The 26515-nt window shown below is 63.5% G+C and carries 26 protein-coding genes; 19 read left to right on the top strand and 7 right to left on the bottom strand.

All coding sequences use genetic code 11. The annotated features are described in order from the left end of the window. Positions 1-2: 2 nt before the first annotated feature. Both PHO31112_RS00660 and PHO31112_RS00655 read right to left on the bottom strand, forming a co-directional pair. Entirely contained in the window at positions 3-1547 is a 1545-nt protein-coding gene (locus tag PHO31112_RS00660; RefSeq protein WP_150618724.1) for a YifB family Mg chelatase-like AAA ATPase, read from the bottom strand. A 291-nt stretch (positions 1548-1838) separates the two neighbouring features. Continuing rightward, positions 1839-2087, bottom strand: coding sequence for an accessory factor UbiK family protein (locus PHO31112_RS00655; protein ID WP_150618723.1), 249 nt, complete (start codon positions 2085-2087; stop codon positions 1839-1841). Between the two features lie 391 nt (positions 2088-2478). On the opposite strand from PHO31112_RS00655, the gene PHO31112_RS00650 reads away from it, so the two are divergent. From PHO31112_RS00650 to ptsP, 9 genes are all read left to right on the top strand, one after another. Continuing rightward, on the top strand, positions 2479-3327 hold the full coding sequence (locus tag PHO31112_RS00650) for a TorF family putative porin (RefSeq protein ID WP_150618722.1): 849 nt from the start codon (positions 2479-2481) through the stop codon (positions 3325-3327). 13 nt (positions 3328-3340) lie between these two features. Then, positions 3341-3679 carry a P-II family nitrogen regulator gene (locus tag PHO31112_RS00645; RefSeq protein WP_010804740.1) on the top strand — a complete coding sequence of 113 codons (339 nt, stop codon included), beginning with the start codon at positions 3341-3343 and terminating at the stop codon, positions 3677-3679. 27 nt (positions 3680-3706) lie between these two features. Further along, positions 3707-5242 carry an ammonium transporter gene (amt, locus tag PHO31112_RS00640; RefSeq protein WP_150618721.1) on the top strand — a complete coding sequence of 512 codons (1536 nt, stop codon included), beginning with the start codon at positions 3707-3709 and terminating at the stop codon, positions 5240-5242. 424 nt (positions 5243-5666) lie between these two features. Continuing rightward, positions 5667-6956, top strand: a complete 1290-nt coding sequence (gene gshA / locus PHO31112_RS00635; protein ID WP_150618720.1) for a glutamate--cysteine ligase — start codon at positions 5667-5669, stop codon at positions 6954-6956. Positions 6957-7406: 450 nt separating this feature from the next. Further along, positions 7407-8630 (top strand): helix-turn-helix transcriptional regulator, encoded by a 1224-nt coding sequence (locus tag PHO31112_RS00630; RefSeq protein WP_150618719.1) that lies wholly within the window; start codon positions 7407-7409, stop codon positions 8628-8630. A gap of 133 nt (positions 8631-8763) precedes the next feature. Beyond that, positions 8764-9702: a glutathione synthase gene (gene gshB / locus PHO31112_RS00625; protein ID WP_150618718.1), complete on the top strand. Its 939-nt coding sequence runs from the start codon at positions 8764-8766 to the stop codon at positions 9700-9702. A gap of 167 nt (positions 9703-9869) precedes the next feature. Further along, positions 9870-10283 (top strand): PTS sugar transporter subunit IIA, encoded by a 414-nt coding sequence (locus PHO31112_RS00620; protein WP_150618717.1) that lies wholly within the window; start codon positions 9870-9872, stop codon positions 10281-10283. A 3-nt stretch (positions 10284-10286) separates the two neighbouring features. After that, complete coding sequence (locus PHO31112_RS00615; protein WP_010804746.1) at positions 10287-10556, top strand: HPr family phosphocarrier protein; 270 nt, start codon at positions 10287-10289, stop codon at positions 10554-10556. 169 nt (positions 10557-10725) lie between these two features. Next, positions 10726-12462, top strand: coding sequence for a phosphoenolpyruvate--protein phosphotransferase (gene ptsP, locus PHO31112_RS00610; RefSeq protein WP_150618716.1), 1737 nt, complete (start codon positions 10726-10728; stop codon positions 12460-12462). A 103-nt stretch (positions 12463-12565) separates the two neighbouring features. On the opposite strand, the gene PHO31112_RS00605 is transcribed toward ptsP, so the two are convergent. The 3 genes from PHO31112_RS00605 to gpmA form a co-directional block, all read right to left on the bottom strand. Continuing rightward, complete coding sequence (locus PHO31112_RS00605) at positions 12566-13318, bottom strand: HesA/MoeB/ThiF family protein (protein WP_150618715.1); 753 nt, start codon at positions 13316-13318, stop codon at positions 12566-12568. Positions 13319-13389: 71 nt separating this feature from the next. Beyond that, positions 13390-14946, bottom strand: a complete 1557-nt coding sequence (locus tag PHO31112_RS00600) for a S41 family peptidase (protein WP_150618714.1) — start codon at positions 14944-14946, stop codon at positions 13390-13392. A gap of 364 nt (positions 14947-15310) precedes the next feature. Further along, positions 15311-16057 carry a 2,3-diphosphoglycerate-dependent phosphoglycerate mutase gene (gpmA, locus tag PHO31112_RS00595; protein WP_150618713.1) on the bottom strand — a complete coding sequence of 249 codons (747 nt, stop codon included), beginning with the start codon at positions 16055-16057 and terminating at the stop codon, positions 15311-15313. Positions 16058-16290: 233 nt separating this feature from the next. Between gpmA and PHO31112_RS00590 the strand changes: the two genes are divergently transcribed. The 5 genes from PHO31112_RS00590 to PHO31112_RS00570 all read left to right on the top strand — a co-directional run bounded on the left by PHO31112_RS00590 (position 16291) and on the right by PHO31112_RS00570 (position 19298). Continuing rightward, a complete protein-coding gene (locus PHO31112_RS00590; RefSeq protein WP_010804751.1) occupies positions 16291-16698 on the top strand; it encodes a rhodanese-like domain-containing protein in 408 nt (135 codons plus the stop codon). A 17-nt stretch (positions 16699-16715) separates the two neighbouring features. Then, entirely contained in the window at positions 16716-16976 is a 261-nt protein-coding gene (gene grxC, locus PHO31112_RS00585; protein ID WP_150618712.1) for a glutaredoxin 3, read from the top strand. 65 nt (positions 16977-17041) lie between these two features. After that, positions 17042-17548: a protein-export chaperone SecB gene (gene secB, locus PHO31112_RS00580; RefSeq protein WP_150618711.1), complete on the top strand. Its 507-nt coding sequence runs from the start codon at positions 17042-17044 to the stop codon at positions 17546-17548. A 62-nt stretch (positions 17549-17610) separates the two neighbouring features. Next, on the top strand, positions 17611-18624 hold the full coding sequence (locus PHO31112_RS00575; protein WP_150618710.1) for an NAD(P)H-dependent glycerol-3-phosphate dehydrogenase: 1014 nt from the start codon (positions 17611-17613) through the stop codon (positions 18622-18624). A 143-nt stretch (positions 18625-18767) separates the two neighbouring features. Then, positions 18768-19298 (top strand): O-acetyl-ADP-ribose deacetylase, encoded by a 531-nt coding sequence (locus tag PHO31112_RS00570; protein WP_150618709.1) that lies wholly within the window; start codon positions 18768-18770, stop codon positions 19296-19298. On the opposite strand, the gene trmL is transcribed toward PHO31112_RS00570, so the two are convergent. Further along, positions 19280-19750 carry a tRNA (uridine(34)/cytosine(34)/5-carboxymethylaminomethyluridine(34)-2'-O)-methyltransferase TrmL gene (gene trmL / locus PHO31112_RS00565; protein WP_150618708.1) on the bottom strand — a complete coding sequence of 157 codons (471 nt, stop codon included), beginning with the start codon at positions 19748-19750 and terminating at the stop codon, positions 19280-19282. The two genes, PHO31112_RS00570 and trmL, sit on opposite strands and share 19 nt — an antisense overlap. A 16-nt stretch (positions 19751-19766) precedes the next feature. Continuing rightward, complete coding sequence (locus PHO31112_RS00560) at positions 19767-20543, bottom strand: ComF family protein (protein WP_150618707.1); 777 nt, start codon at positions 20541-20543, stop codon at positions 19767-19769. A gap of 172 nt (positions 20544-20715) precedes the next feature. Here PHO31112_RS00560 and PHO31112_RS00555 point away from each other — a divergent pair, with 172 nt between their 5' ends. The 5 genes from PHO31112_RS00555 (at position 20716) to PHO31112_RS00535 (ending at position 26498) form a co-directional block, all read left to right on the top strand. Then, positions 20716-21645 carry a methyltransferase domain-containing protein gene (locus tag PHO31112_RS00555; protein ID WP_150618706.1) on the top strand — a complete coding sequence of 310 codons (930 nt, stop codon included), beginning with the start codon at positions 20716-20718 and terminating at the stop codon, positions 21643-21645. Positions 21646-21942: 297 nt separating this feature from the next. Beyond that, on the top strand, positions 21943-23028 hold the full coding sequence (sbnA, locus tag PHO31112_RS00550; protein ID WP_246177586.1) for a 2,3-diaminopropionate biosynthesis protein SbnA: 1086 nt from the start codon (positions 21943-21945) through the stop codon (positions 23026-23028). After that, the gene (gene sbnB, locus PHO31112_RS00545; RefSeq protein ID WP_150618705.1) at positions 23025-24077 is read left to right on the top strand and encodes a 2,3-diaminopropionate biosynthesis protein SbnB; all 1053 of its coding nucleotides are present in this window, start codon (positions 23025-23027) and stop codon (positions 24075-24077) included. Before sbnA ends, sbnB begins: the two co-directional genes overlap by 4 nt. Beyond that, the gene (locus PHO31112_RS00540) at positions 24074-25543 is read left to right on the top strand and encodes an adenylosuccinate synthetase (protein ID WP_150618704.1); all 1470 of its coding nucleotides are present in this window, start codon (positions 24074-24076) and stop codon (positions 25541-25543) included. The genes sbnB and PHO31112_RS00540 overlap by 4 nt, the downstream gene beginning before the upstream one ends. After that, the gene (locus tag PHO31112_RS00535) at positions 25536-26498 is read left to right on the top strand and encodes a diiron oxygenase (protein WP_174995438.1); all 963 of its coding nucleotides are present in this window, start codon (positions 25536-25538) and stop codon (positions 26496-26498) included. The genes PHO31112_RS00540 and PHO31112_RS00535 overlap by 8 nt, the downstream gene beginning before the upstream one ends. Positions 26499-26515: the final 17 nt, after the last annotated feature.

Below are 26515 nucleotides of genomic sequence, written 5' to 3'. Positions count from 1 at the left end.
CGTTACGATGACGGCGCTTCGCGATACTGCACCGCCTCCCCGACGTGGTGAGCGTCAATCGCTTCGCAGCCCGCGAGATCGGCGACCGTGCGCGCCACGCGCAGCACACGGTGATAGGTGCGTGCCGACCAATGGTGTTGCGTCACCGCCCGGTGCAGAACGTCCTGAGCGTCTGGTCGCAGTGCGCATTGCGTTTCCAGTGCGCGGCCCGACAAGCCGCAATTCAACTGCCCCTGACGTGAAAGCTGACACGCTTGCGCCCGCCTGACGCGCCCCGCCACGATCTCGCTGCGCTCGCCGCTGGCCGGTGCGGCGAATGTCTCGGCGCTCAGAGCAGGCACCTCCACATGCAGGTCGATACGGTCGAGCAGCGGACCCGAGAGACGGCCGCGATAGCGCGCAACGGCTTCACTGGTACAACGGCAGCTTCGCGACGGATGCCCCAGATCGCCGCATGGGCACGGGTTCATGGCGGCGACAAGTTGAAAGGCGGCGGGGAAGGTGGCATGGCCGCCCGCGCGTGAGATCGTCACGTGGCCCAGCTCCAGCGGTTCGCGCAGGACTTCGAGCACGCGTCGCTGGAATTCGGGCAATTCGTCAAGGAAGAGCACCCCCCGATGGGCGAGACTGATCTCGCCGGGGCGCGGGGCGCTGCCGCCACCCACAAGCGCTGCTGACGACGCCGTGTGATGCGGCGCGCGAAACGGCCGCCGTCCCCAGTGCCGCATGTCGAAGCCCTGCGCACTCAGACTGGCCAGCGTAGCGGCCTCCACGGCTTGCGCTTTGCTCAACGCCGGGAGCAGCCCTGCCAGCCGCGTCGCCAGCATCGACTTGCCCGTACCCGGCGGTCCGTAGAACAGGATGTGATGTCCGCCTGCTGCCGCGACTTCCAGCGCGCGTTTGGCGTGCGCCTGTCCTTTGACATCGCCGATGTCGGGGATGTCGGCGAGGCCTGCGGCAGCGCTGCCGCAGATTGCCGACACCGCGAGCCCACTCGGGACAACGGCGCGCGGTAGCGGCGTCGCCACCTCAGGCTCGGCGAGATGCGCGCAAACGTCGAGCAACGTATGCGCGCCGTAGACCGTGGCGTCTTCGACCAGCGCCGCTTCCTGCGCGCTGCCAGCAGGTAGTACCAGCGCGCGAGCCGAGGGTTCGGCCGCAATGGCGCTGGCCATGGCCAGGCCGCCACGCACGGCGCGCAACTCCCCGGTGAGCGACAATTCCCCCGCGAACTCGTGCGTGCGTAACCCAGCCTCGGGCAACTGACCGCTGGCCGCCAGAATGCCGAGCGCAATGGGCAGATCGAAGCAGCCGGACGCCTTCGGCAAATCGGCCGGCGCCAGATTGACGGTGATGCGTCGCGCGGGGAATTCGAACCGGCAGTTCTGCAACGCCGAGCGCACACGCTCACGGCTTTCCTTGACCTCTGTGTCGGGCAGGCCGACCAGCGACAGACCCGGCAGCCCGTTGGCCAGATGCACCTCTACGGTGACGGCGCGTGCCGCCATTCCGGTGATCGCCCGGCTGCTGACAACTGCCAATGACATGATTCCTCCTCGTTCCCCGAACATCGCGACATGCATCGCATGCGTCGATGGTCGTCGTCAGGCAGCGTGTGGTGCAACGTCTTATCGGAGGAAATACGGGGAGTGGGGGTGTTTTCGGAGTCGCGGCAGCGATAGGCCGGAAATGCCCGTCGGAACTTAGGAGTATTCCGATAGCGAAACGGGGATTTCGGGAGAGACTTCAAGCGGGCGAGAGAAACTGCCCATCAGGGGCTTGCGCAGGCACGCAGGCCCCGAAAACGACAGGGGGCGCCGTGGCGCCCCCACGATTCATCAGTCTTGCGCTTCGTCGCGCAGGTTTTCGAGTTCAGCCACGCGCTTTTCCAGCGCTTCGAGCCGCTCACGCGTACGCGCGAGCACCTGAGCTTGCACGTCGAACTCTTCGCGAGTCACCAGATCGAGCCGGGTGAAGCCTTGATTGAGCAGGCTCTTGACGTTGCGCTCGATATCCTTGGCGGGCGATTGCTTGAGCATCTCGCTCACCTTGGCTTGCATGTCTTGCAGGATCTCGTTCGGTTTCATAGCCTTCCTCTCTTCGTTTCTTCGCACCAATATGGTGCTTGCACCGTCTGTGTGCTTCGACGGGCCGGTCTGACCGGTGCAAGGTGGTGCATCAGGTGCGGACATCAATGTTGGCGCAACTCTATCACCGTTTCCCGCGCCCAGCCAGCGCAGGAAGCCGTCTAACCGTTACCCGGTAAGGATCTGACACGAGTCACGGGGCATGGTTGCCATTTCTCGCGTTGTTCGCAGGCCTCATCGTCACCGCAATTTTGCCAATTTTTTATCTCGAAATTCGTATCTTGCGCGTCGCAGCGCACGCAGATTCCGAGCTGGCACGGGAGTTGCTCTACCAGTCCGCAACCTGCCGCACGCTGTACCAAGACGTCGAATATCAACTTAGGGGAAAGTGATGAAAAAAGTGTCAACTGCGATGGCTGGCGTTGTGTTTTCTGGTGCGATGGCAATTTCCGCCGGCGCTTTTGCGCAGGCGAGTGCCGATGGCGCTACCGCACCCGCCGCAGCGCCGGCTGCGGCACCGGCCGATGCAGCCGCCGCCGCGGCCGAACCGCTGACGATTACCGCCAACATCGGTCTGTTCTCGGACTACCGCTTCCGCGGTATTTCGCAAACAGGCAAGCGTCCGGCGATACAGGGCGGTTTCGATCTCGCGCATGAATCCGGCCTGTATGCCGGCGTGTGGGCATCGAACATCAGTTGGATTTCGGATGGGAATTCGGCGGTAAGCGCCCCCATCGAGATGGATTTTTACGGTGGCTGGAAGAAGGAGATCATTCCTGACTGGACCGTCGATTTCGGCGGTTTGCAGTATTACTACCCGGGCACTTACCCGTCCGGGGCGTATTTCCCGCGTCCGCATACGTTCGAGCTGTATGCCGCCGTGGGCTGGAAGACCGTGACGCTGAAGTACTCGCACTCGTTGACCCGTCTGTTCGGTCTGGTGAGCCCGGATGGCAAGGATACGTCGAACAGTGGCTATCTCGACCTGACGGGCACCTACGATCTGGGCTTCTGGGGCATTTCCGCCGTGGGCCACGTGGGTCACCAGTGGGTGCACAACTTCAGCGCGGCGAGCTATACCGACTGGAAGATCGGCCTGTCGAAAGACCTGGGCAAGAACTTCTCCGTGTCGGTCTCTTACGTCGATACGAATGCCGACGAGAAGTACTACACTGCCGCGAATTCCGGCAAAGTGCTTTCCAAGGCAACGGTCGTCGTAGGGTTGTCGAAGACATTCTAAGGAGCGACTCATCATGAAGCTGATTACCGCAATTGTGAAACCCTTCAAGCTCGACGAGGTGCGTGAAGCCCTCTCGAACATTGGCGTGGCAGGCATTACGGTGACCGAAGTCAAGGGCTTCGGCCGTCAGAAGGGCCATACCGAGCTGTATCGTGGCGCAGAATATGTCGTCGACTTTCTGCCGAAGGTGAAGATCGAGGCGGTAATCGGCGACGCCTTGCTCGACCAGGCGATCGACGCCATCGAGCAGGCCGCCCGCACCGGCAAGATCGGCGACGGCAAGATTTTCGTGTCAAACGTCGAGCATGTGGTCCGCATCCGTACGGGAGAGACCGGCGAAGACGCGCTGTAAAGGTCCTACATAAAAGAGACAACAATCATGAAAAAACTGCTTGCCAAACTCCTGCTTGCCGCCGCTTTTCTCGGCGTTGCCGGCACCGTGAGCCTCGGCTCCACCGCCGCGCTAGCTCAGGACGCCTCGGCGCCCGCCGCCGCTTCCGAGGCGGCGTCGCCAGCACCTGCCGCTTCTGCCGCGACGCCAGCCGCTGCACCGGCAGCCGCAGCAGCAGCGCCAGCACCTGCCGCCGCCGCGCCTGCCCCTGTGCCGCCGAACAAGGGCGACACGGCCTGGCTGCTGACCTGCACCGCATTCGTAATTCTCATGACGCTGCCCGGTCTGGGCCTGTTCTACGGCGGTCTCGTCCGCTCGAAGAACATGCTCTCGGTGCTGATGCAGTGTTTCATCATCTTCTCGCTGGTGGTCGTGCTTTGGGCGATTTACGGTTACAGCATCGCGTTCACCGAGGGCGGGGCGTTCTTCGGCGGCTTCGATCGTCTGTTCCTGAAGGGCATGACGCCGGACTCGGTCGCCGCCACCTTCAGTAAGGGCGTGAATGTGCCGGAATTCGCATACATGGCGTTCCAGGCAGCCTTCGCGGCCATTACCTGCGCGCTGATCGTGGGTGCCTTCGCCGAACGTACCAAATTCTCGGCCGTGCTGCTCTTCACCGTGATCTGGTTCACGTTCTCGTATCTGCCGATGGCCCACATGGTCTGGTTCTGGCCGGGTCCGGATGCCTACACCGACGCGGCTGCCGCCGACGCCGCCAATGCACACGCTGGCTGGCTCTTCCAAAAGGGCGCGCTCGACTACGCTGGCGGTACGGTGGTGCACATCAACGCCGCTATCGCGGGTCTGGTCGGCTCGTACATGGTGGGCAAGCGTGTGGGCTTCGGTAAGGAAGCATTCAAGCCGCACTCGCTCACGATGACGATGATCGGTGCCTCGCTGCTCTGGTTCGGCTGGTTCGGCTTCAACGCCGGCTCGGGTCTGGAAGCCAACGGCGGCGCTGCGCTCGCATTCGTCAACACGTTGCTCGCCACTGCGGCTGCCACGCTGTCGTGGACGGCTGGCGAGTGGATCGGCAAGGGCAAGCCGTCGATGCTCGGTGGCGCGTCGGGCGCCGTGGCCGGTCTGGTGGCCGTGACCCCGGCTGCCGGTTTCGTCGGCCCGATGGGCTCGATCGTGCTGGGCCTGCTGGCCGGCGTCATCTGCCTGTGGGGTGTGAACGGTCTGAAGCGTCTGCTCAAGGCCGACGACGCACTCGACGTGTTCGGCGTGCACGGCGTGGGCGGTATGCTCGGCGCGATTCTGACGGGGGTGTTCGCTGCCCCGTCACTGGGTGGCACGGGCATCTACGACTACGTGGCCAACAAGGTCGCACCGGATTACTCGATCGCCGGTCAGGTCTGGATTCAGTTCCAGGGCGTGCTGACCACGCTCGTGTGGTCGGGGGTGGTAGCGTTCATCGCTTTCAAGATTGCCGACATCGTGCTGGGTCTGCGCGTGCCGGAAGACGAAGAGCGCGAGGGACTGGACATCACCTCGCACGGTGAATCGGCTTATCACAACTGATTTCAACCGATTCGTCTCAATCTATCTCATCGCACCGTTTAGGCTCGGCTTCGGCCGGGCCTGACGTCAACAAGCAGCAACGAATCGGCAAGGATTCGCCAATTCGTTATCGAGCCCCGTCTGGGGGCAAGCGAGAGGAGTTGCTGAGCACCGGTCGGACAGCCGGTCCCAGCCTTGCACGGGCCCCGAGAGGGCCCGTTTTTTTCGCTTGCGATTGCCGGCTTCGCCCCCATCTCCTCCCATCGCAGCATGGCACTGCACCCCCCCGATCCCGCCTGAGCGCATGTTTTCCCCTGCGGCTGCCCGACCAGCGCCGGGCCTGCGCGGACGACATGGCGTGGTGCCCCTTCCGGGGGCATGGCGAACGGCGGGGGCGCCGGGCGTATGCTCTACAATCGATATTCCATCTGGATATGAGCGAAGCATGGTTCCGCATCTCGTCACGGCCCTGAAAGGCCCCTTGCTCGACCTGGAAAAGAAGATTCTCGATGCGACGCCCGGCATCGAGCGCTGGTTCCGGCTCGAGTGGCAGGAACATACGCCGCCGTTCTACTGTTCGGTCGACTTGCGAAATGCGGGCTTCAAACTCGCGCCTATCGACACCAATCTCTTCCCCGGCGGTTTCAATAATCTGGCGCCCGAAGTTCTGCCGCTTGCCGTGCAGGCCGCCATGGCCGCGATCGAGAAGATCTGCCCCGACGCCAAGAACCTGCTGCTGATTCCCGAACGGCACACGCGCAATTCGTTCTATTTGCAGAACCTTGCCCGCCTGTCGACGATCATGCGCCACGCGGGGTTGAATGTGCGCCTGGGCAGTCTGTCGGACGACATCACCGAGCCCACGACCATCGAGTTGCCCGACGGCCAGCACGTTGTGATCGAGCCGCTCGAGCGTTCGCCCCGCCGGCTGGGGCTCAAGAATTTCGATCCGTGCTCGATCCTGCTCAACAACGATCTGTCGGCCGGTATCCCGCCGATTCTCGAAGGTTTGCACGAGCAGTACCTCCTGCCGCCGCTGCATGCGGGATGGGCTGTGCGCCGCAAGAGTCAGCACTTCTCGGCGTATGACGACATCGTCAAGAAATTCGCCAAGATGATCGACGTCGACCCATGGATGCTCAACCCGTACTTCGCCAAGTGCGAGGGCATCGATTTCGATGAGCGCGTCGGCGAGGAGAAACTTGCCGATACGGTCGACGCGGTACTCAAGAAGATCAACAAGAAGTACCGGGAGTATGGCATCACCGAGAAGCCGTTCGTCGTCATCAAGGCCGATGCCGGTACCTACGGCATGGGCGTGATGATGGTGCACGACGCCGCCGAGATCAAAAACCTGAACCGGCGCGAGCGCACCAAGATGAGCGTGGTGAAGGAGGGCCTCGAAGTGCACGATGTGATCGTGCAGGAAGGTGTCTATACGTTCGAGCGCATCAACGAAGCCGTGGCCGAGCCGGTTGTGTACATGATCGACCGCTATGTGGTTGGCGGCTTCTACCGGGTGCACACCGGACGCGGCACCGACGAGAACCTCAACGCCCCCGGCATGCACTTCGTGCCGCTCGCCTTCGAGCACACGGCGCTGCCCGACGTCCATGCGAAGCCGGGCGCGGCGCCGCCCAACCGGTTCTATATGTATGGCGTGGTGGCGCGTCTCGCGCTGCTGGCGGCCTCGGTCGAACTCGAACGCACCGATCCGGACCCGGAAACCTATTGACGACGCAGGACCGATACTGCTGCGAGTGATGTCCGCTTGCCGCTTTTCGGTCTTGCCATCTATTTGAGAAATTTCTGAATTTGATGTGAGGTCGCGCTTGTGCGGCGGCCTCTGTCGTCCCTCGTGCTGAGAGACGAAAAGAAAAAGACGCCCGGCTGGCCCCCCGACTAGCCGGGCGTCACATTTACCGGCCGCCTCATGCAACGGCCGGAAATCGGGGTTTCCCTGAGAGGGCCCCCCCGCAAACTGGTTCCTGTGCGTTCCTTTCGACTTTCGGATCGGTGTACTGTGCCGATCCGTCGTCCGGTTTTCATCAGCAATGGCCTGATGATGCGACCGTTTGACGCGTCCAACATCCCCCGAATGGGGGATGTCCGTACGTGATCGAGTGGAATAGGAAATTTCCTCGGAATTGTCTGCGCTGGGAGGAATACCGGAATGCAGGGGGATATGCGTACATGCCTTCGTCAAATCCATCAATTGCCGGTGCCCATGCTCGGCTATCTGCCGCTATGGCTGGAGACGCTGCGCATATGGCTGGCGGCAGACGGCGTGGCGGCATTCTGGTGTCACGCGTCCGGTGAATCGGCCGACGTATCGGACGTATCAGACATATCGGACGCCACCTGCTGGTACGCGCCGCAAGCCCCCATGTCGGCCTGCGAACGGCTCGCGGCCACCGGTTGGGCGATGCCGTCGGTGGCGGAGTTGCAACGCTCGCTTTCGCACGGTGACCTGCTGCGTGGTCACGCGCGGCGATCGCGGGGCTGTCCGGGGGCGCTACCCACGACGTTTCGTCGTCCCCTCGAACTGGATCGCTGTCTTCCCGACGGCGACTTGCTCGACGTCTGCCTGTTGCCGATGCCCAGAGCGGCGGGGGCGGCCGGAGAGGGGGAGGCGCGAGCCGATGCGTCGGCTGCCGCGCCCGTCGTCGCCTTGCGATTGCTAGTGTCGCGCCGCAGATCGCGTCCGCGTTTCAGTGCGCGTGAAGTCACCGCGTTCGAGACGGCTGCCGCAGAGTTCACTACGCTCCCCGAGCGCCCCGCGTTCCCGCCGCTGGCGGCCATGGCGCCACCCGCGCCCAATTTGTGGCCGGCGTGCGGCGCAATCGGCGACGACGTGGCCGGTACGCTCGTCTGGCATCGGCGGCAGCCAGAGTGGGCCGATCCTGCCGCACTGGCGCTCATGCACCGGGTTTGGCGGCCCATGACGGGGCGCGCGTGGCCCGATGCGTGTGTGGTCGTGCAAGCGTGTCAGTCGCTGGCCGATGAGCTGACCCTTCACCCGTCGGACGCCGTTTCGGCGGGCGTGCAGGTCGACAAGACGGTGGTGGTGCCCGGCGGCACATTACATCTGCACGCCACGCATTTGTGCGGCATGGGTGGCAGGGCCACCGACCGCGTGCGCATCGCCCTGCACCTTGCCGTGCCGCCCGCTATCCGCCTGTTGCAACGGCTCTGGGGGACAGCGCTCACGCCCGTCCAACGGGAGATTGCGATGCGTCTGCTGGCCGGTCAGTCACGCTCGCAGACGCGCGAGGCTTGTGCAATCGGCGTGCAGACGCTCAAGACGCATCTATCCCTCATGCGCTCGCGTCTCGACCCTGTGCGAGATGCGTCGCTACTCCTGGGTCTTGGCGGTTCGGGGGCGAGCGGAAACCCCGAGCGGATGTGAGGTTTGCGCGGCCGTGCGCGTGCCGGACGGCCTGCCGGTGCGCAGCGGCAAAACGGCGCCTCGGCTAGAATAGATGCCTGTCGCCGCAGCCTGCGGTGTTTGCATCCGAACCCCCCAAGACCTCCGCCGATCGATGCAGATTCTCTTTATCGCCGACCCGCTTGACCAGTTCAAAACCTACAAGGACACCACCTTCTCGATGATGCGCGAGGCTGCGCGTCGCGGGCACCGCATCTTCGCGTGCGAGCTGCATGAGATGGCGTGGTATGGCGCAAAGGTCGATGCGCGCGTGAAGGAAATTCGCCTGACGGGTGATGCAGATGCCTGGTACGAGGTCGCCGGCATACGTGTGGCGGCGCTCACCGAATTCGACGCCGTGCTCATGCGAAAGGACCCGCCATTCGACATGGAGTACATCAACGCCACGTGGCTGCTGGAAATTGCCGAGCGCGCCGGGGCTCGCGTATTCAATAAGCCGAGCGCGATTCGAGATCACTCCGAAAAGCTCGCCATTGCCGAGTTTCCTCAGTTCGTGGTGCCGACGCTGGTGACGCGTGACGCGGCACGACTGCGCGCCTTTCACGCCGAGCATGGCGACGTGATCTACAAGCCGCTCGACGGCATGGGGGGCACGGGCGTGTTCCGCATTGGCCCGGACGGCCGCAACCTCGGCTCGGTGGTCGAGATGCTTGGCGAATACGGTGCATGCTCGGTGATGGCGCAGCGCTTCATTCCCGAAATCAAGGCGGGGGATAAGCGAGTGCTCGTGATTGGCGGCAAGGTCGTGCCGCATTCGCTGGCGCGCATCCCGCAAGGCAACGAAGTGCGCGGCAACCTCGCCGCCGGCGGGGTGGGCGAAGCGCGCGATCTGTCTGCGCGCGATCGTCAGATTGCTGAAACACTTGCACCGATTCTCTGGCAGCGTGGCCTGCTGCTCGTGGGGCTCGACATCATCGGCGATTACCTCACGGAAGTAAACGTCACGAGTCCGACGTGCTTCCAGGAAATCACGGCGCAAACCGGTTTCGACGTGCCGAAGATGTTCATCGACGCGCTGGAACTGGCAGTCTGAGGAAAAGCGGGGCCATTGTCCGGCAAATCGCTTGGAGCGGCCCCTAACTTTATGAAAATTCGGGGTTTTTGCGCGCCTGCTAAAATAAGAATCCCAAAATCGACAGGTGCGCGTTCGTTGTTGTGTTTGTATCCCGAACACCCGCGGCGCTCGGCGTACCTAGCATCATGGCTGGAATTCTGATTATTGCCCACGCACCGCTCGCCTCGGCACTTCGCGAGTGTGTTTCGCACATCTACGGCGGTTGTCCGTCGAACATCGGCGCGATCGACGTCGTTCCCGATCAGGACACGGCGGCACTCGTCGACACCGCCCGTGAGCGCCTCGCACAGTTGCAGGAAGAAAATGGCGTGCTGGTCCTCACCGACTTGTTCGGCGCCACGCCGTCGAATGTCGCGGCGCAACTCGTCGGACCGAAAGTGCGTGTGCTCGCCGGGGTGAATCTGTCGATGCTCATCAAGGCGGTGTGCTATCGCTCCGTGCCGCTCGACACGCTGACGGAGAAGGTGCTTTCGGGCGGATCTAAAGGTATTCTCGAAGTCGGCGCGGGTGCGCCGGCCATACACACTACGTCACACTGAAACATGCTTCGACAAGAAACGACGATCGTAAATAAATTGGGCCTGCATGCCCGGGCATCTGCAAAGCTGACGCAACTGGCGGCGAAATTTCAGAGTGAGGTCTGGCTGACCCGGAATGGTCGGCGCATCAACGCGAAGAGCATCATGGGGGTCATGATGCTGGCTGCGGGGATCGGCTCGACGGTCGAAGTGGAGACCGAAGGCGCTGACGAACAACAAGCCATGGATGAAATCCTGGCCCTCATCGCGAACAAGTTCGGCGAAGGGGAATAAGGCGGCGCTGCGGCGAAATGCGGTGGAGTGCGGCGCATCGCAGGCGCACCGCCGGGCGCGGACCGTGCCTGCGCCGGCGCGCTGCCCGTCGCTTCGAACGCCATCCCGAACGCAGCGAAAAAACATAGATTACGATCGAATCATTCGCCTCTGAACTGGGGGGACTTCCTTGTCTTTCACCCTGCACGGCATTCCCGTTTCCCGCGGCATCGCGATCGGACGCGCCTATTTGCTCGCGCCCGCCACGCTCGATGTGCCGCACTATCTGCTCGATCCTTCCCAGATCGACGACGAAATCGCGCGCTTTCACGGCGCTCAGGCGAGCGTCCAGCACGAACTCGATACCCTCAAGGCAGAACTACCGGACGACGCGCCCGGTGAGATGGGGGCGTTCCTCGACGTTCACTCGCTGATCCTCAACGACACGCTGCTGGCCGATGCCGTCATCAAGCTGATTCGCGAACGCCGCTATAACGCGGAATGGGCGCTGACCACGCAGCTTGACGTGCTCGTCGCCCGCTTCGAAGACATCGACGACGAGTACCTGCGCGAGCGCCGCGCAGACATCGAACAGGTGGCCGAGCGCGTGCTCAAGGCGCTTGCTGGCGCGCCCGGCATCCGCCATGTGGTCGCCGAGACGCCGCGCGACGACATGATCGTCGTGGCCCGCGACATCGCGCCGGCCGATATGCTGCAATTCAAGTCGCAGACGTTCAAAGGGTTCGTCACGGATCTGGGCGGCAAGACGTCGCATACGGCCATCGTGGCCCGCAGTCTTGGGATTCCGGCGGCTGTCGGCGTGGCGCAGGCCAGCCTGCTCATCAAGCAGGACGACGTCATCATCATCGACGGGGACAGCGGCATCGTCATCGTGGACCCGGCCCCGATCGTGCTCGAAGAGTACAGCTACCGGCAAAGCGAGCGTGCGCTGGAAGAGCGTCGCTTGCAGCGTCTCAAGCACTCGCCCGCGCAGACTATCGACGGCACGCCCATCGATCTGTTTGCCAACATCGAGTTGCCGGAGGATGCCAAGACCGCCGTGGCCGCCGGTGCCGTCGGCGTGGGGCTGTTCCGCACGGAATTCCTTTTCATGAACGAGAAGGAAGCACCGGAGGAAGAGGCGCAGTTCGAGGCGTACAAGCGCGCCGTCGAGGCGATGAAGGGGCTGCCGCTCACGATCCGGACCATTGACGTGGGCGCCGACAAGCCGCTCGACAGTCACGAAACGTATGAGACGGCGCCGAATCCGGCGCTGGGCTTGCGGGCCATTCGCTGGAGCCTGTCGGAGCCGCGCATGTTCCTGACGCAGTTGCGGGCGATTCTGCGGGCTTCGGCATTCGGTAAGGTGCAAATCCTGTTCCCCATGCTCGCGCATGCGCAGGAGATCGATCAGACGCTGGAACTCGTGCGAGAAGCGAAGTCGCAGCTCGATGCGGCAGGTCTGCTCTACGATCCGGGGGTGAAGCTGGGAGCGATGATCGAAGTGCCGGCCGCCGCGCTCACGGTCTCGATGTTCCTGAAGCGGCTCGATTTCCTGTCCATCGGCACGAACGATCTGATTCAGTACACGCTGGCGATCGATCGTGCGGACAATGCCGTCGCGCATTTGTACGATCCGCTGCATCCGGCCGTGCTGCGTCTGATCGCCATGACCATCCGCGAGGCACATGCATTCGGCGTGCCGGTGGCGGTATGCGGCGAGATGGCGGGCGATCCGACGGCGACGCGGTTGCTGCTCGGCATGGGACTGCGGGAGTTTTCGATGCATCCAAGCCAACTGTTGCAGGTCAAGCAGGAGATCCTGCGAGCGCACCTGCCGGATTTGGAGCGGCCGGTTCAGGAACTGCTGGCCGCGACCGAACCGGAAGAGATGCAGGCGGCGCTGGCGCGTCTGGCCGTCGCGTGACGGACTGACCGCAGGGCCACGTCCCTGAACGTCCCTGAAACGAAAAGCGGGTGCTCCGATAACGGGGCGCCCGCTTTTTTTACGGCGATCCGGCTCACGGTGCTCAATGCCGCTGACCGCAAACCTTGCACTCGGGATTGCGAGCGCAGTGCATGGTGTGCCAACTCATCTTGCGCCCGTCGAGCAATTGCAGACGGCCGACCAGCGGCACGCCCACACCCGTGATGAGCTTGATGGCCTCGGCGGCCTGCATGCTGCCGATGATGCCCACGAGCGGGGCCAGTACCCCCATCGTCGCGCAGGCCTGTTCGGGGAAGGGCTCGTCCGCAGGGAAGATGCACTCATAGCAGGGCGAGGCGTCATTGCGCACGTCGAAGACGCTGATCTGGCCATCAAAGCGCAAGGCCGCGCCGGACACGAGCGGGACGCCCGCCGCCACGCAGGCACGATTGACGGCGTGACGCGTGGCGAAGTTGTCCGAGCCGTCGAGCACCACGGTGGCGTCGCGCGCCAGTGCCTTGAGCCGTGCTTCGTCCACACGTTCGTTGACGACGTCGACGATCACGTCCGGGTTGATTTGCGCGATGCGCTCGCGTCCGGAGATTACCTTGGGCCGGCCCACACTCCGCGTGTCGTGGAGGATCTGGCGTTGCAGATTGGTGAGATCGACATCGTCGTCGTCGATCAGCGTGATGCGTCCGACGCCCGATGCCGCCAGGTAGAGGGCTGCGGGCGAGCCCAGACCTCCAGCCCCCACGATCACGGCATGGGCGGCGAGCAGACGCTCCTGGCCCTCGATACCGAGTTCGTCGAGCAGGATGTGGCGGGAGTAACGCAGCAACTGGTCGTCGTTCATCGCAAACCGGAGTGGAATAAAAAAAACCGTGCCGGCTTTCGCGGGCACGGTTTGTAGTGTAAAGCGGATGCTTATTTCTTGTCCGCCGGCTTGGCCGGTACGACGGTGTCGGTCTTCGGGTCTGCCTTGGCGCCGGTGGTGGGCGCCGCAGCCTTCGAAGCGTCCTTCGGCATCGGGCCAGCGTTGGCTTCCAGGCGCGACTTCGTGCGCTGGACCGGCTCGCCCTTGAGTTGGTGGATGGCCTGCTGGAGCATGAAGTCGTCGGTGCTGCCCAGATCCGGCAGGCGTTCCTCACGTTCCTTCTTGCGCTCTTCCGGCGTCTTCTTCGCGTTCTCTTCCTCGAGGCGGCGCAGTTCTTCCAGGCGGCGGGCTTCGCGGGCGTCGATTTCCTTCTGCTCGTCAGGCGTTTGCGTGTTGTGCAGATGGTTCTGGTAATCGATTTCGCGCGTGACCAGCACGTCGTCCGGATCGCCCTTCGGATTCTGGTCGACCGGCACGTCCGGCTTGATACCGATGGACTGGATCGAACGGCCGCTCGGCGTGTAGTAGTACGCCGTGGTCAGACGCAGGGCGGTGTCCGGCGACAACTGGCGCACGGTCTGCACCGATCCCTTGCCGAAGGTCGTCTTGCCCATGATCAGCGCGCGCTTCGAATCCTGCAGGGCACCCGCCACGATTTCCGAGGCCGACGCGGAGTAGGCGTTCACCAGCACCACCATCGGCACCGTCTTCCAGATGGCGGCTTCGCCCTTGAGCGGATCGTCCGGGCTCGCCGACAGACGGTAGTTGTCGAACGTGGCCGTGTACTTCTGCTTGGCGTCTTCGATCTGACCGTTGGTCGTCACGACCGTGGCACCTTCCTTGAGGAAGGCTGCGGACACGCCGACTGCGGACTGGAGAATGCCGCCGCCGTTGTTACGCAGATCGAGCACCAGGCCCTTGAGCGGTTGATCCTTGGCCAGTTCCTGGAGCTTCTTGGCCAGATCCGGCACGGTGCGTTCCTGGAAGCTCGTGATGCGGACGTAACCGATACCCGGCTCGAGCATCTTGCCCTTCACACTCTGCACACGGATTTCCGCACGTACGATCGACACCGGGAAGGTGCGCTCTTCCGACTTGCGGAAGATCGTCAGCGTGACCTTGCTGCCGGGGGCGCCGCGCATGCGCTTGACCGCCTGGTCGAGGGTCATGCCGCGTACGGGCTTGTCGTCGATACGGGTGATTAGGTCGCCGGGCTTCAGACCGGCCTTGAAGGCCGGGCTGTCTTCGATAGGGGAAATCACCTTCACGAGGCCGTCTTCTTGCGAAATCTCGATGCCGAGACCGGCGAAGCGACCGCGCGTCTGCTCCTGCAGCTCTTTGTATTCGTCCTTGTCGAGGTACGACGAGTGCGGATCGAGGCTCGACACCATACCCTTGATCGCTGCGGTCAGCAGCTTCTTGTCGTCCACCGGCTGCACGTACTCGCGCTTGATTTGACCGAACACTTCGGCCAGCAGACGAAGCTGCTCGAGCGGCAATGGCGTGGTAGCGCTTTGTGCGGATGCCTGCGAAAACGCGAGGGTGGCAGCAGCACCAGTCGCGAGGCCCAGCACGATCAGGCCGATGTGTTTGAGGGTTTGGCGCATATAGGCGTGGAAATTCCGGATTTTTCGGGGCGCCCGCCAATGGGCGCGCACACTTTGGCGAAGTATAACCGTTTGCCCGCAGGGCGGACATTGCCCATTCGACAGGAACTTTTCCTGAGTGGTTCGACAAAAAGTTCCGTTCGACCTGCCGTTGTGACGGGATTTTGGGCGGGCGTCCTCCGATAGCGCGTGGCGTTGGCAGGCAGAATGCGCTTCGGCAGGCGACGGGAGGTGAAAAACGAGATGTCGCCAACGCCGCCGAAATCGTGTTACCGGGTATTACGGGCGGGGCGGGAGGAGAGGGAGGCGCACCGCGGTGGCGGTGCGCCCGGTTCCGGCTATCGCATCGGACGATCGTCGGGGATTACTTCGACTTGCCTTGTGCGGCGACGGCAGCCAGTGCGCCGGCGATCTTTTCCTGATCGCCCAGATAGTAATGGCGGATCGGCTTGAGATCGGCGTCCAGCTCGTACACGAGCGGCGTGCCGTTCGGGATGTTCAGGCTGGCGATGTCGTCGTCCGAAATGTTGTCGAGGTGCTTGATGAGCGCGCGCAGCGAATTGCCGTGGGCGGCAACGAGCACCTGTTTGCCGGAGCGCACAGCCGGCGCGATCGATTCGTTCCACAGGGGCAGCACGCGAGCCACGGTGTCCTTCAGGCACTCGGTGAGCGGAATCTCTTCGCGCTTGAGCTTGGCGTAACGCGGATCGTTGTAGGAGCTGCGCTCGTCGTCCGCTGCCAACGGGGGCGGTGGGGTATCGTAGCTGCGGCGCCAGACGTGGACCTGCTCGTCGCCGTACTTGGCGGCGGTCTCGGCCTTGTTCAGGCCAGCCAGAGCGCCGTAGTGACGCTCATTCAGACGCCAGCTATGCACCACGGGAATCCACATCTGGTCCATGACGTCCTGCACGTGCCACAGGGTGCGGATCGCGCGCTTAAGGACCGACGTGTAGGCGAGATCGAATTTGAAGCCGGCTTCGGCGAGCAGATTGCCGGCCTGGCTGGCTTCGGCGACGCCCTTTTCGGTCAGGTCGACGTCGATCCAGCCGGTGAAGCGATTTTCCTTGTTCCACGTCGATTCGCCGTGGCGGATGAGAACGAGCTTGTACATGAGCAAACTTCAGTCAGAGTTGGAAAGCGGGGGCAGCCGGCGGCACGAAGGCAGTTCGCCGCGCCTTGTGCGACAACGCCCGGCAAGGGCTTTGTGGCAGCAATTCAGGGACGTTCGGGGGGGCGGCGAAGCGGCCACCGACGTCCGGCGCAGCGATTGGCAACGCGATCCGTCGGCGCAATCACGGATTATTTTATAATGATCGGATTCTTTTGATCTTTTTCAGGTGGTTTGTGAAGTTCTTTTCCGATTACACCAACCTCGCGCTGATCGCGATTGCCCTCGTTTCGGGTGGCATGCTGGCCTGGCCGGTCTTCAAGCGCGGCGGTCGCGGACTGTCGACCATCGAAGCGACCCAGCTCATTAACCGTAAGGGCGCAGTGGTGCTCGACGTGCGCTCGGGAGAGGAATTCGCCGCCGGCCACCTGCCGTCCGCGCGAAACGTGCCGCTCGACGACGTGGAGCAGAAAATTGCTCAGGTCATCAAAAACAAGGCAGCACCGGTACTTATCGTGTGCAAGAGCGGTCAGCGCTCGGCGCGCGCTCAGACGCTGTTGCGCAATCTTGGCTATGCTGAGGCATTCAGTCTCCAGGGCGGCATCGCCGCCTGGCAGGAAGCCGGTCTGCCGGTCGTCAAGTAATCGAGGAGTTGCAAGTCATGCCGAAGATCGTGATGTACAGCACGCAAGTGTGCCCGTATTGCCAGATGGCGGAACGTCTGCTGCGCCAGCGCGGCGTTCAGGACATTGAGAAGATCCTGATCGACAAGGAACCCGCTCGCCGCGAGGAAATGATGACGCGCACGGGGCGCCGTACGGTACCGCAGATCTACATCGATGAGTGTCACGTTGGCGGTTACGACGATCTGTCGGCACTGGATCGTGCTGGTGGCCTCCTGCCGCTCTTGCAAGCGGCCTGATACCGCCTGAAAATAGTGCGCCCAGCCGCGTGCCTACGTGGCTGTCTTATACCCAAGGAAACGAAATGTCCGACCAGAATCAGCCGTTTTTCAGCATCCAGCGCGCTTACCTGAAAGATCTGTCGCTCGAGCAGCCGAATTCGCCCGCGATCTTCCTCGAGCAGGAGATGCCGACCGTTGAAGTGCAATTGGACGTCGCTGCTGAGCGTCTGGCCGAGGCAATCTTCGAAGTCGTCGTGATCGCCACCGTGACGGCCAAGATCAAGGACAAGGTCGCGTTCCTGGTCGAAGGCAAACAAGCCGGTATTTTCGAAATCCGCAATGTGCCGGCCGAACAGCTCGATCCGCTCATCGGCATCGCTTGCCCGACGATCGTCTATCCGTACCTGCGTGCCAACGTGGCCGACGCTATCAGCCGTGCCGGTTTCCAGCCGATCCACCTGGCCGAAGTGAACTTCCAGGCGCTGTACGAGCAACGTCTGGCACAACTGGCCGAGCAACAAGCGGCCAACGGCGAGACGCCGGCACCGGGCATCGTCATGCCCGACGGCTCGTCTGCCCAGACTCACTAAGCGCTTGCGCTGATCGGCGCGACGGCCGGCCCTGTGCCGGCTTTCGCGTTGAGGCCCCCTTCATGAAGATTGCCGTATTCGGTGCTGGTGCCTGGGGCACCGCAATGGCGAGTCACATGGCTGCACGCCATGACGTTGTTCTTTGGGCGCGCGACGCTGCACTCGTGAAGCAGTTGGCCGCCTCCCACGAGAATTCCGCCTACCTCCCTGGTTCCACGCTGTCTTCCCGTTTGCGATTCGAGGCCGATTTTGCGACGGCGCTGGCGCATGGCACGGGTGAACGCGCCTTGTGCGTCGCTGCCGTACCTGTCGCAGGCTTGCGCGCATTGGCTGGCCATATGGCGCTCGCCGCCAATCCGCCGCAGAACCTGATCTGGCTCTGCAAGGGGTTCGAGGCGGACACCGGGCTGCTGCCGCATCAGATCGTTGCCGAGGTTTTCCCGCGGGTTGCGGGTGGTCCGCTCTCGGGGCCGAGCTTTGCGCGCGAAGTCGCGCAGGGCCTCCCGGCAGCACTGACCATTGCCAGCGCGGTGCCGTCGCTGTGCGAGCTGACGATTGCTGCCTGCCATTTCGGTGCCCTGCGCATCTATTCGAGTGACGACCTCGTCGGTGTCGAAGTGGGGGGCGCCGTGAAGAACGTGCTCGCGATCGCGACAGGTGTGAGCGACGGTCTGGGTCTGGGGCTGAACGCCCGCGCAGCGCTGGTGACGCGTGGTCTGGCCGAAATGACCCGCTTGGGCGTCGCGCTGGGCGGTAAGCCCGAGACGTTCATGGGGCTGACGGGCATGGGCGATCTGATACTGACGGCAACCGGCGATTTGTCGCGTAACCGTACGGTGGGGTTACGACTGGCGACAGGAAAGTCGCTCGACGACGTGCTGGCGTCGCTGGGACATGTCGCCGAAGGCGTACGATGTGCACGTGCGGTGCGTGATCTGGCCCGTGCGCATGGCGTCGAAATGCCGATTACCGACGCGGTATGCGCCACATTGTTCGAGGGTTTGCCTGCCCGCGCGGCGGTGGAAGCCCTGCTGCGGCGCGATGCCCGCGCCGAACGCGAGGATGACGCGAGCTAAACGCGTCACCGCATGTTGCGTCGTCAACGCAGCGGTGTCAGGTTTCGCGTGGCTTATCGATGATCCGCTACGGGATTGCCGGTAAGCCGTTTCCCCGGCGGCACAATCCCGTCGCCGGCACTCGCCACAAGGGAGTCGAGCCCATGTCGCAAGTTTCCCGTCTGCACGCCTCTCAAGGCGATATCACCCAATCCCCCGTCGATGTCATCGTGAATGCCGCGAACGAATTGTTGCTCGGCGGTGGCGGCGTCAATGGCGCGATCCATCGCGCGGCCGGCCCCGAACTGCTCGAAGCTTGCCGCAAACTTCACGGCTGCCCCACCGGGCAGGCAAAGCTCACCCCGGGATTTCGCCTCAAGGCGAGGTTCGTGATCCATGCGGTCGGCCCTGTCTGGCGCGGTGGCGCTGACGACGAACCCGCCCTGCTGGCGAGTTGCTACCGGGAAAGCTTGCGTCTGGCATCGGAACATGACTGCCGGAGTGCGGCCTTTCCGGCGATCAGTTGCGGCATCTTTGGCTATCCGGCCGAACTCGCCGTGCCGTTGGCCGTGTTCACCGTGCTCGATGCGCTGCCTCACTTCCCGAACATCGAACGCGTGGAGTTCGTCTGCTTCGACGCCCCGATGCTGGCACGCTATCAAGCGGAACTGGCCAGTCAGGACCCTTCGGCGTAACCCTGCTGACGCCACGCTTCGAAGACCACCACGGCGACCGTATTCGACAGATTGAGGCTCCGGTTGCCGGGGCGCATCGGCAGGCGCACGCGTTGCGTAGTGGCGAACGTGTCGAGCAATTCCGGCGCGAGGCCACGCGTTTCCGAGCCGAAGATAAACCAATCGCCGGGTGCGAAGAACAACTCCCCGAAGGGACGCGAACCGCGTGTCGTCAGCGCGAACATCCGCGTCGGGTCGGGCGTTTCGGCAGCCAGAAACGCGTCCCAGTCCCGATGGACCTTCATCTCTGCGTACTCATGATAGTCAAGCCCCGCGCGGCGCATACGCGCGTCGTCCAGCGGAAAGCCGAGCGGTTCGATCAGATGCAGCCGTGCGCCGGTATTGGCACACAGGCGAATCACGTTACCCGTATTCGGCGGAATTTCAGGTGAGACGAGAACGACGTTGAACATGAGCGTGGGGGCAGAGTTACAGAGAAGACGGGGTACGCAATACGACAGCCGCAAGCACATGCGTTGCGCCCGCATGCTTGAGTGCGGCGGCTGCGGCATCGCAGGTCGCGCCGGTGGTCATGACGTCGTCGACCAGCACGATGCGGCGTCCGCGAGCGTGGTCGCTCGCGACGAAAGCGCCGCGCAGATTGCACCTGCGCGCTTCGCGGGACAGACGCTGCTGTGCGGCAGTCGATCGCTCACGTCGCAGCACATGGGCGCTGGCGGGCAGATTCGCACGACGGGATGCCACCCGCGCCAGTTCCCAAGCCTGATTGAAGCCACGCGACGCGAGTCGTGAGGGCGCAAGCGGTACGGGGACCAGCAGCGGTGTCGCGTCGCCCCGCGCTGTCAGCGCGTCGCCGAGGCGTTCGCCGAATTCGCGAGTGAACGGCAGGGCGCCCTGGTATTTCAGACGAATCATCAGCATATCGAGTGGCGCCACGTAGTCTGCGAGTGTCAACGCGGCGTCGAATGCGGGGCGGTGCCGCAGGCATTGTCCGCAGACGATGGGCGATTGTGTGCGGCAAATTGTCGCATCATCGGCGTTGGGTGTCGTTGCGTCTTCGGTCGGCGCCGCCAGCGATGGCAATGCTGCGGCACATCGATGGCAGCGCAGCGGCGCATCGGACCGGGCGTCGTCGAATGCCTGCGCGCAATCCGAGCAGACTTGCCTCGTCGCGCGCCGGCGGCAGACCGCGCAGTGATCCGGCAACGCTACGCGGAGCAGTCCACCGGCAAGTCTGGCGAGCATGGGGAAAGTGGCGCGAAGGATGGGCAAGGCGATAGCAGGGACAGAGTGATGTGGCGGGCCGAGCGGCCAGTGCCGTCAGGTGTGGAGATCGGTCTTGGCCGGGCCGCTTGGCGGTGTCCGATGCATTCGGACAGCAACGAGTATACTGCCGACTCGCCTTTTCGCCCGTCCCATGAAGCCTTCAGTCGCTCCCCAAACCCCGTCCTCAGCGTTCTCCGCCCGCTTTTTGCGCACCGCGTTCGACCGGCGCGCGCCGAACTGGCAGGAGGCCGATTTCCTGATGCGGGAGGTGGCGTCACGGCTCGCGAGCCGGCTCGATTACATCAAACTCAAGCCCAAACGCGTGCTGGACGTCGGATGTGGCACGGGCGGCGACCTGCTGAGCTTCGGCGAGCGCTACCCCGAAGCCTATCGCGTGGGCCTGGACGCTTCGTTCGCGATGGTCAAGGCGGCCGCTGCGGCCGCTGCGGCCGGGGCGACCACCGGCTGGCGCCGGCTGCTGCGCACTGCGCCGCCGTACGGTGTGGTGCAGGGCGATTTCTCGGCACTCCCGTTTGCCTCGCGCACATTCGATCTGGTGTGGTCGAATCTCGCACTTCACTGGTATCGAGAGCCGCATCGCGTCATTCCCGAGTGGCATCGCGTGCTGAGTACGGATGGCTTGCTGATGTTCTCGGCCTACGGCCCCGACACGCTGCGCGAATTGCGCACGGCATGGGCGGAAGTCGATGACATTGCGCATGTGCTCGAGCCGACGGACATGCACGATCTGGGCGACATGATGGTGGCGAGCGGCTTCGATACGCCTGTCACGGACATGGAGCGCCTCACGCTCACGTTCGAATCTCCGGATACGCTGTTGCGCGACGTCCGTCTGCTTGGGGTAAATCCGTTGCCGGAGCGTCGTAGCGGGCTCACGGGGAGGGCGCGCCTTGCGGCCTTGCGCGCGGCGCTGGAGCGTCAGCGCGGACAGGATGGCACGATTGCGCTGACCTTCGAGCTTGTCTACGGCCACGCCTGGAAAATTCCTGAGAAGACCGATGCGGCGGGCAACGCCGTCGTTCGCATTCAGGATATCGGACGCGGCGGCCGGCCTCGCTGAGCGTCATCCGCGAACGCGTTTCGGCATATACCTGCGCGTTCGACGGGTTCACGGCGATTTCCCGCCGATTTCCCGATTCATCCCGATTCCCCAAGCTGCGGTTGCGGGCGTAGCGTGCTCCGCAGGTTCCCAAATACCCCGCCGCATCCTGCGTCCTACACGACTATGCAGGTGTTCCGCGCTCGTCCGGTTCGCTTAAATGACGCTTCACGGCGTGCATGAACGAAGGCCCTTGCGAACCGCAATCCCTTCACCACGCCATTGCGTCGCCTTCGGGCGGGACTTCGGGAGGTGGGGGTGGGGTATCAGCACGAAACGTTGGCGGTGCCGCCGCAGGTCGGGCCCGAAGCAAGCGAAAGAACGCGCGATGGCCTATCGTTGCGCGTCGGTGGCGCGTTCCTGCAACCGACGGCTCCCGTCTTCACGGCGATTGGCGGTTTGTGTCTCGCCGCGGTTCACCTCAAGCTGGAGGGACTGAATCCGGCCGGTTCCATCAAGCTCAAGACGGCGCTTCAACTGATCGAAGATTTGGAAGCGACGGGGCGCGTTCACGCGAACACGCAGATCGTCGAGTCGTCGTCCGGAAATCTCGGGGTGGCGTTGGCGATGGTGTGTGCGAATCGCGGCTACCGCTTCACCTGTGTGACCGATCCCAATACCTCGCGTCAGGCCGTCCGCGCCATGCAAGCGGCAGGCGCCCACGTCGTGTGCGTCGAGCGTCGCGATGCGCAGGGCGGATATCTCGGTACACGCATCGCGTGGATCCGGGAACAAGTGGCGCGCGACGCGCGATGGGTGTGGGTCAATCAATATGCCAATCCCGGCAATTGGCGGGCGCACTACCGTTGGACGGCGCCTGAAATCTTCGCGGCCTATCCCGATGCCGGCCATTTGTTCGTCGGCGCGGGCACGACCGGCACATTGATCGGATGCTTGCGCTACGTGCGAGCGCATCGACTGCCGACGCGCATCATCGCGGTGGATGCCGTCGGCTCCGTCACGTTCGGTGGTCCGCCGGGACCGAGACGCATTCCAGGACTGGGGACAAGCTGTCGCCCGCCGCTGTGCGAATCGCTGGAGGCGGAGCCTCCTGATGCCATCGTCCACATCCCCGAAGCGGACACACTGCGCATGTGTCACATGCTGGCCGCACGCGGATTTCTGGCGGGCGGGTCGACGGGCAGCGTGTTGCGCGCCGTGCAAATGTCGTCGGGGGACATCGCGGCCAACGACACGGTTGTCGCCATCGCACCGGACATGGGCGACAAGTATCTGGACACTCTCTACGACCCAGACTGGGCCGCTGCCAGCGTTGACGATCTTTCCGGTGCGCCACGCGGGGCATCCCACACCCTCGACATCGTGAGCCCTTCATTGCTATGAATGCATTGCCGCTACCGCAATTCCGCGTGTTCACCGGGGAGCAGATTGATGCTGCCATCGGGCAGAGCAAGTCTGCCGTTCTCGATACGGTCGAAGCGGCATATCGAGCCCACAACGCCGGCCGTACCGTGAATCCGGAAAGTCAGTTTCTCCGTTTTCCCGACGGACAACGCAATCGAATCATCGCGCTGCCGGCGCACATTCGTGATCGCGACGGTAATGGCGATGGCGTCACCGGCATCAAATGGATATCGAGTTTTCCTGAGAACGTCGAGCGTGGAATGCCGCGCGCATCGGCTGTCCTCATTCTGAACGACGCTACGACCGGTTATCCGATGGCGTGCATGGAAGCGAGCATCATCAGCGCGGCGCGCACGGCGGCCAGTGCAATTAGTGCGCTACGCTGCCTCGCGAACAACGCGCCCGCCACGAGGCAGGCATCGTCGAAAAACCTGCGCGTGGCGTTTGTCGGCGCGGGCGTTATCGCGCGTCATGTGGCCGAGTGTTTGCCGCTCGCGACGCTGCCGATCGGCGAGGTGACGGTGCACGATCTGAACAGCGATTATGCGGTGTCGCTTGCGACCCGAATCGGGAAGCGCCTCGGTTACGAAGCTCGCCCGGAGGCGTCGCTCGAAGACACCATTCGCGCGGCCGACGTCATCGTGCTCACCACAACGGCGGCGTCGCCCTATCTCGAGAACCCCGATTGGTTCTCGCATTGCCCAATCGTGCTGCATCTCTCGCTGCGCGACCTCGCGCCCGCGATTGTTCTCGAGTCTTACAACGTGGTCGACGACATCGATCATTGCCTGCGCGCGATGACCTCGCTTCATCTCACGGAGGTCGAGGCTGGCCATCGGCGCTTCGTCACCACATCGCTGCCGCATTTGCTTTGTGGTGGCGAGCCTCCGGCGCGTGACCGGCCAATCGTGTTTTCCCCCTTCGGCCTGGGCATTCTCGACATTGCCGTCGGACGTTGGGTCTACGACCGGCTGGCGGCGCAGCAAGCACCGGTTCCCCAATTTTTCTACGATATGCAACGCGCATGACCTCTGTATCCTCCAGCCCCTCGCTTCACACCTCCCACCTCGCCTCGCAATCCGCCGAAGGTTTCGCCGATGTACTCGTCGGCTTGCAGTATGGCGACGAAGGCAAGGCGAAGATCATCGACGCCCTCGCGCCGAGGTATGACGTGATCGCCCGTTTCAATGGCGGTGCCAACGCGGGGCACACCATCGACACGCCCTCCGGACGCATCGCGCTCAAGCAATTGCCATCCGGCGTATTTCATCCGCACGCAACGCTCTACATCGGGTCGGGGTGCGCCCTCAACCCCTGGAAGCTGGCCAACGAGATCGAACGGTTGCGCGAGATGGGTATCTCGCTCGAAGGCCGGCTGCATATCAGCGCGCGCGCAGCACTTGTGCAGCCGCACCACATCGCGATGGATCGGCGCGGGAGCGGCACGATCGGCACCACGGGCAACGGCATCGGGCCGTGCTATGCAGATCGTGCCATGCGCGTGCGCAACGACACACGCGTCAATCTGATGCTCGGAGATCTGCTGAAGAACGAAGCGGACACCATCACCTCGATGCGAGACGTGCTCACGCGCATGATCAATGCGGAAGGTGGCACGTCGCCGTGGATCGCCGAAATGTCGGACATGTTGTTGGGCCTGCCGAAGGTCACGCAGACCTTGCGGGGGTACATCGAGCCGGATCGCGGATGGCTCACGGATCGCGTGAAGGACGGTGCCAACGTGTTGTTCGAAGGGGCGCAGTCGGTGTTGCTCGACGTCGTCGACGGCAGCCAGCCGTACGTTACGTCGAGCCACACCGTACCGGCCTACGCCTATGTAGGGGGGGATCTGTCGCCGAAGTATCACCGTCGAACGATTGGCGTGGCGAAAGCCATCATGTCGCGTGTCGGGCGAGGCCCGTTTCCTTCGGAACTGGGCGGCGAGCGCTCGGCACAGTACTGCCACGGCGCGTCGCAGTCACACGTTGGTGCAGCGGAAGAGCAAGTGCGCTACTCGCCGGACGAGCTACTGCGCTCCAACGATCCGTTCGATGTGGGCACTGCACTTCGAATGCTGACAGGCGAGTACGGCACGGGAACCGGACGGCCGCGTCGGATCGGCATGCTTGACCTCGCGCAGTTGCGAGAGGTCATCAAGGCGCACGCGGTGGACTGCGTGTATCTCAATAAGGTCGATTGCCTGACGCATTATTTTCATTCGGCGTATCAGGGCGTACCGATGCGCGTGCATCCTGACGTGTTGTCGAGCGAGGTCATGCCGGACGTGATGATTTATCCCGGGCTGAACGAGCGTTCGCTCACGCTCGGGCGTGAGGGAACGCTCGACGCCGCGATGCACGGCTTTGTCGATTTCGTCGAGCGGCACATCGGTGCGCCGCTGGCCGGGATTGGACTCGGGCCGGAACGGGCCAGTTTGATATCGCTGGCCGAGCATGATCCGGCGCCAGCCGTCTCTGCCTCCCCCCATGTCTGATCCACGTTTGCCGGACGGCGCCGAACCCGTGCCAGGTGGTGGCAGCGGGTGCGATCATGGGCAACGGCCGTGGCGGGAAGTGGCGGCCGTCGCTCGTCGTGCGACGCAGGCGCCGTTCCCGCCGTTGCGACCCGATCAGGTGTTCTTCAACGTGGCGTTGATGCCTTACGCCAGGCATCCGATGGTCCGCGAACGTGGACAGGCCGCCCGGCAGCAATTGAGCGCGCTACGGTTGGCGGACTACCTGAACAAGACGGAGCGGGTCGAGCTGCATATCGTCAATCGGGCTATCGAACAGATGCTCGACGTGTCTGGCATTGCATCAGTTAGCCGGGACGACCTGCTGGCGATCTACACGGACGAGGGGTTTCACACGTGGATGATGGAGCGCTTTCGCAGGCATCTGCAGCGCCATACGGGATACGTGCTTGGACAAGGGCCGTCGTCGAGTGTCGTTCGCGTGCTGGCGTTGTGCGAGACGGCCCCCGAGACGCATCGCGCAATGTCCATCGTGGCGGCGGCATCGGTCACCGAGACGTTGATTACCGGCACGCTGCGTCAAGCGGGAGCATGCGACGACGTTTATCCACCCGTGCGTGTGTTGCTGAGCGATCACGCATCGGACGAGATGCGGCATCAGGCCGCGTTCGTCCGCTTTGCGAGTGAGTGGGTGCCGTCGCTGTCGGCTGGCGAGCGTGCGTTTCTCGATGCGCTTCTGCCTGATCTGATGATGGCGTTTCTCGCCCCCGAGCTTCCCGCGTGGCGAGACCACTTGTGCGCTATCGGGCTCGATGCTGCGCAAGCCGATCTCGTGATCCGGGAAAGCACCGATCCGTTGGAAGTGGGCGTGCAGATGATGGACGCGGCGCTCGTGCCACGGCGTCTTTTCGAACGGTTGGGCCTGTCCTGTGCCGAGCACTTTGCACAGAGGGTGAGCTGCTGGCGTCCTCCCTGACGGGATAACCCATCGGG

Source organism: Pandoraea horticolens, from assembly GCF_902459555.1.
Taxonomy (GTDB): Bacteria; Pseudomonadota; Gammaproteobacteria; order Burkholderiales; family Burkholderiaceae; genus Pandoraea; species Pandoraea horticolens.
The sequence above is the reverse complement of the archived record's forward strand: the minus strand, read 5'-3'. Positions and strand labels throughout refer to the sequence as shown.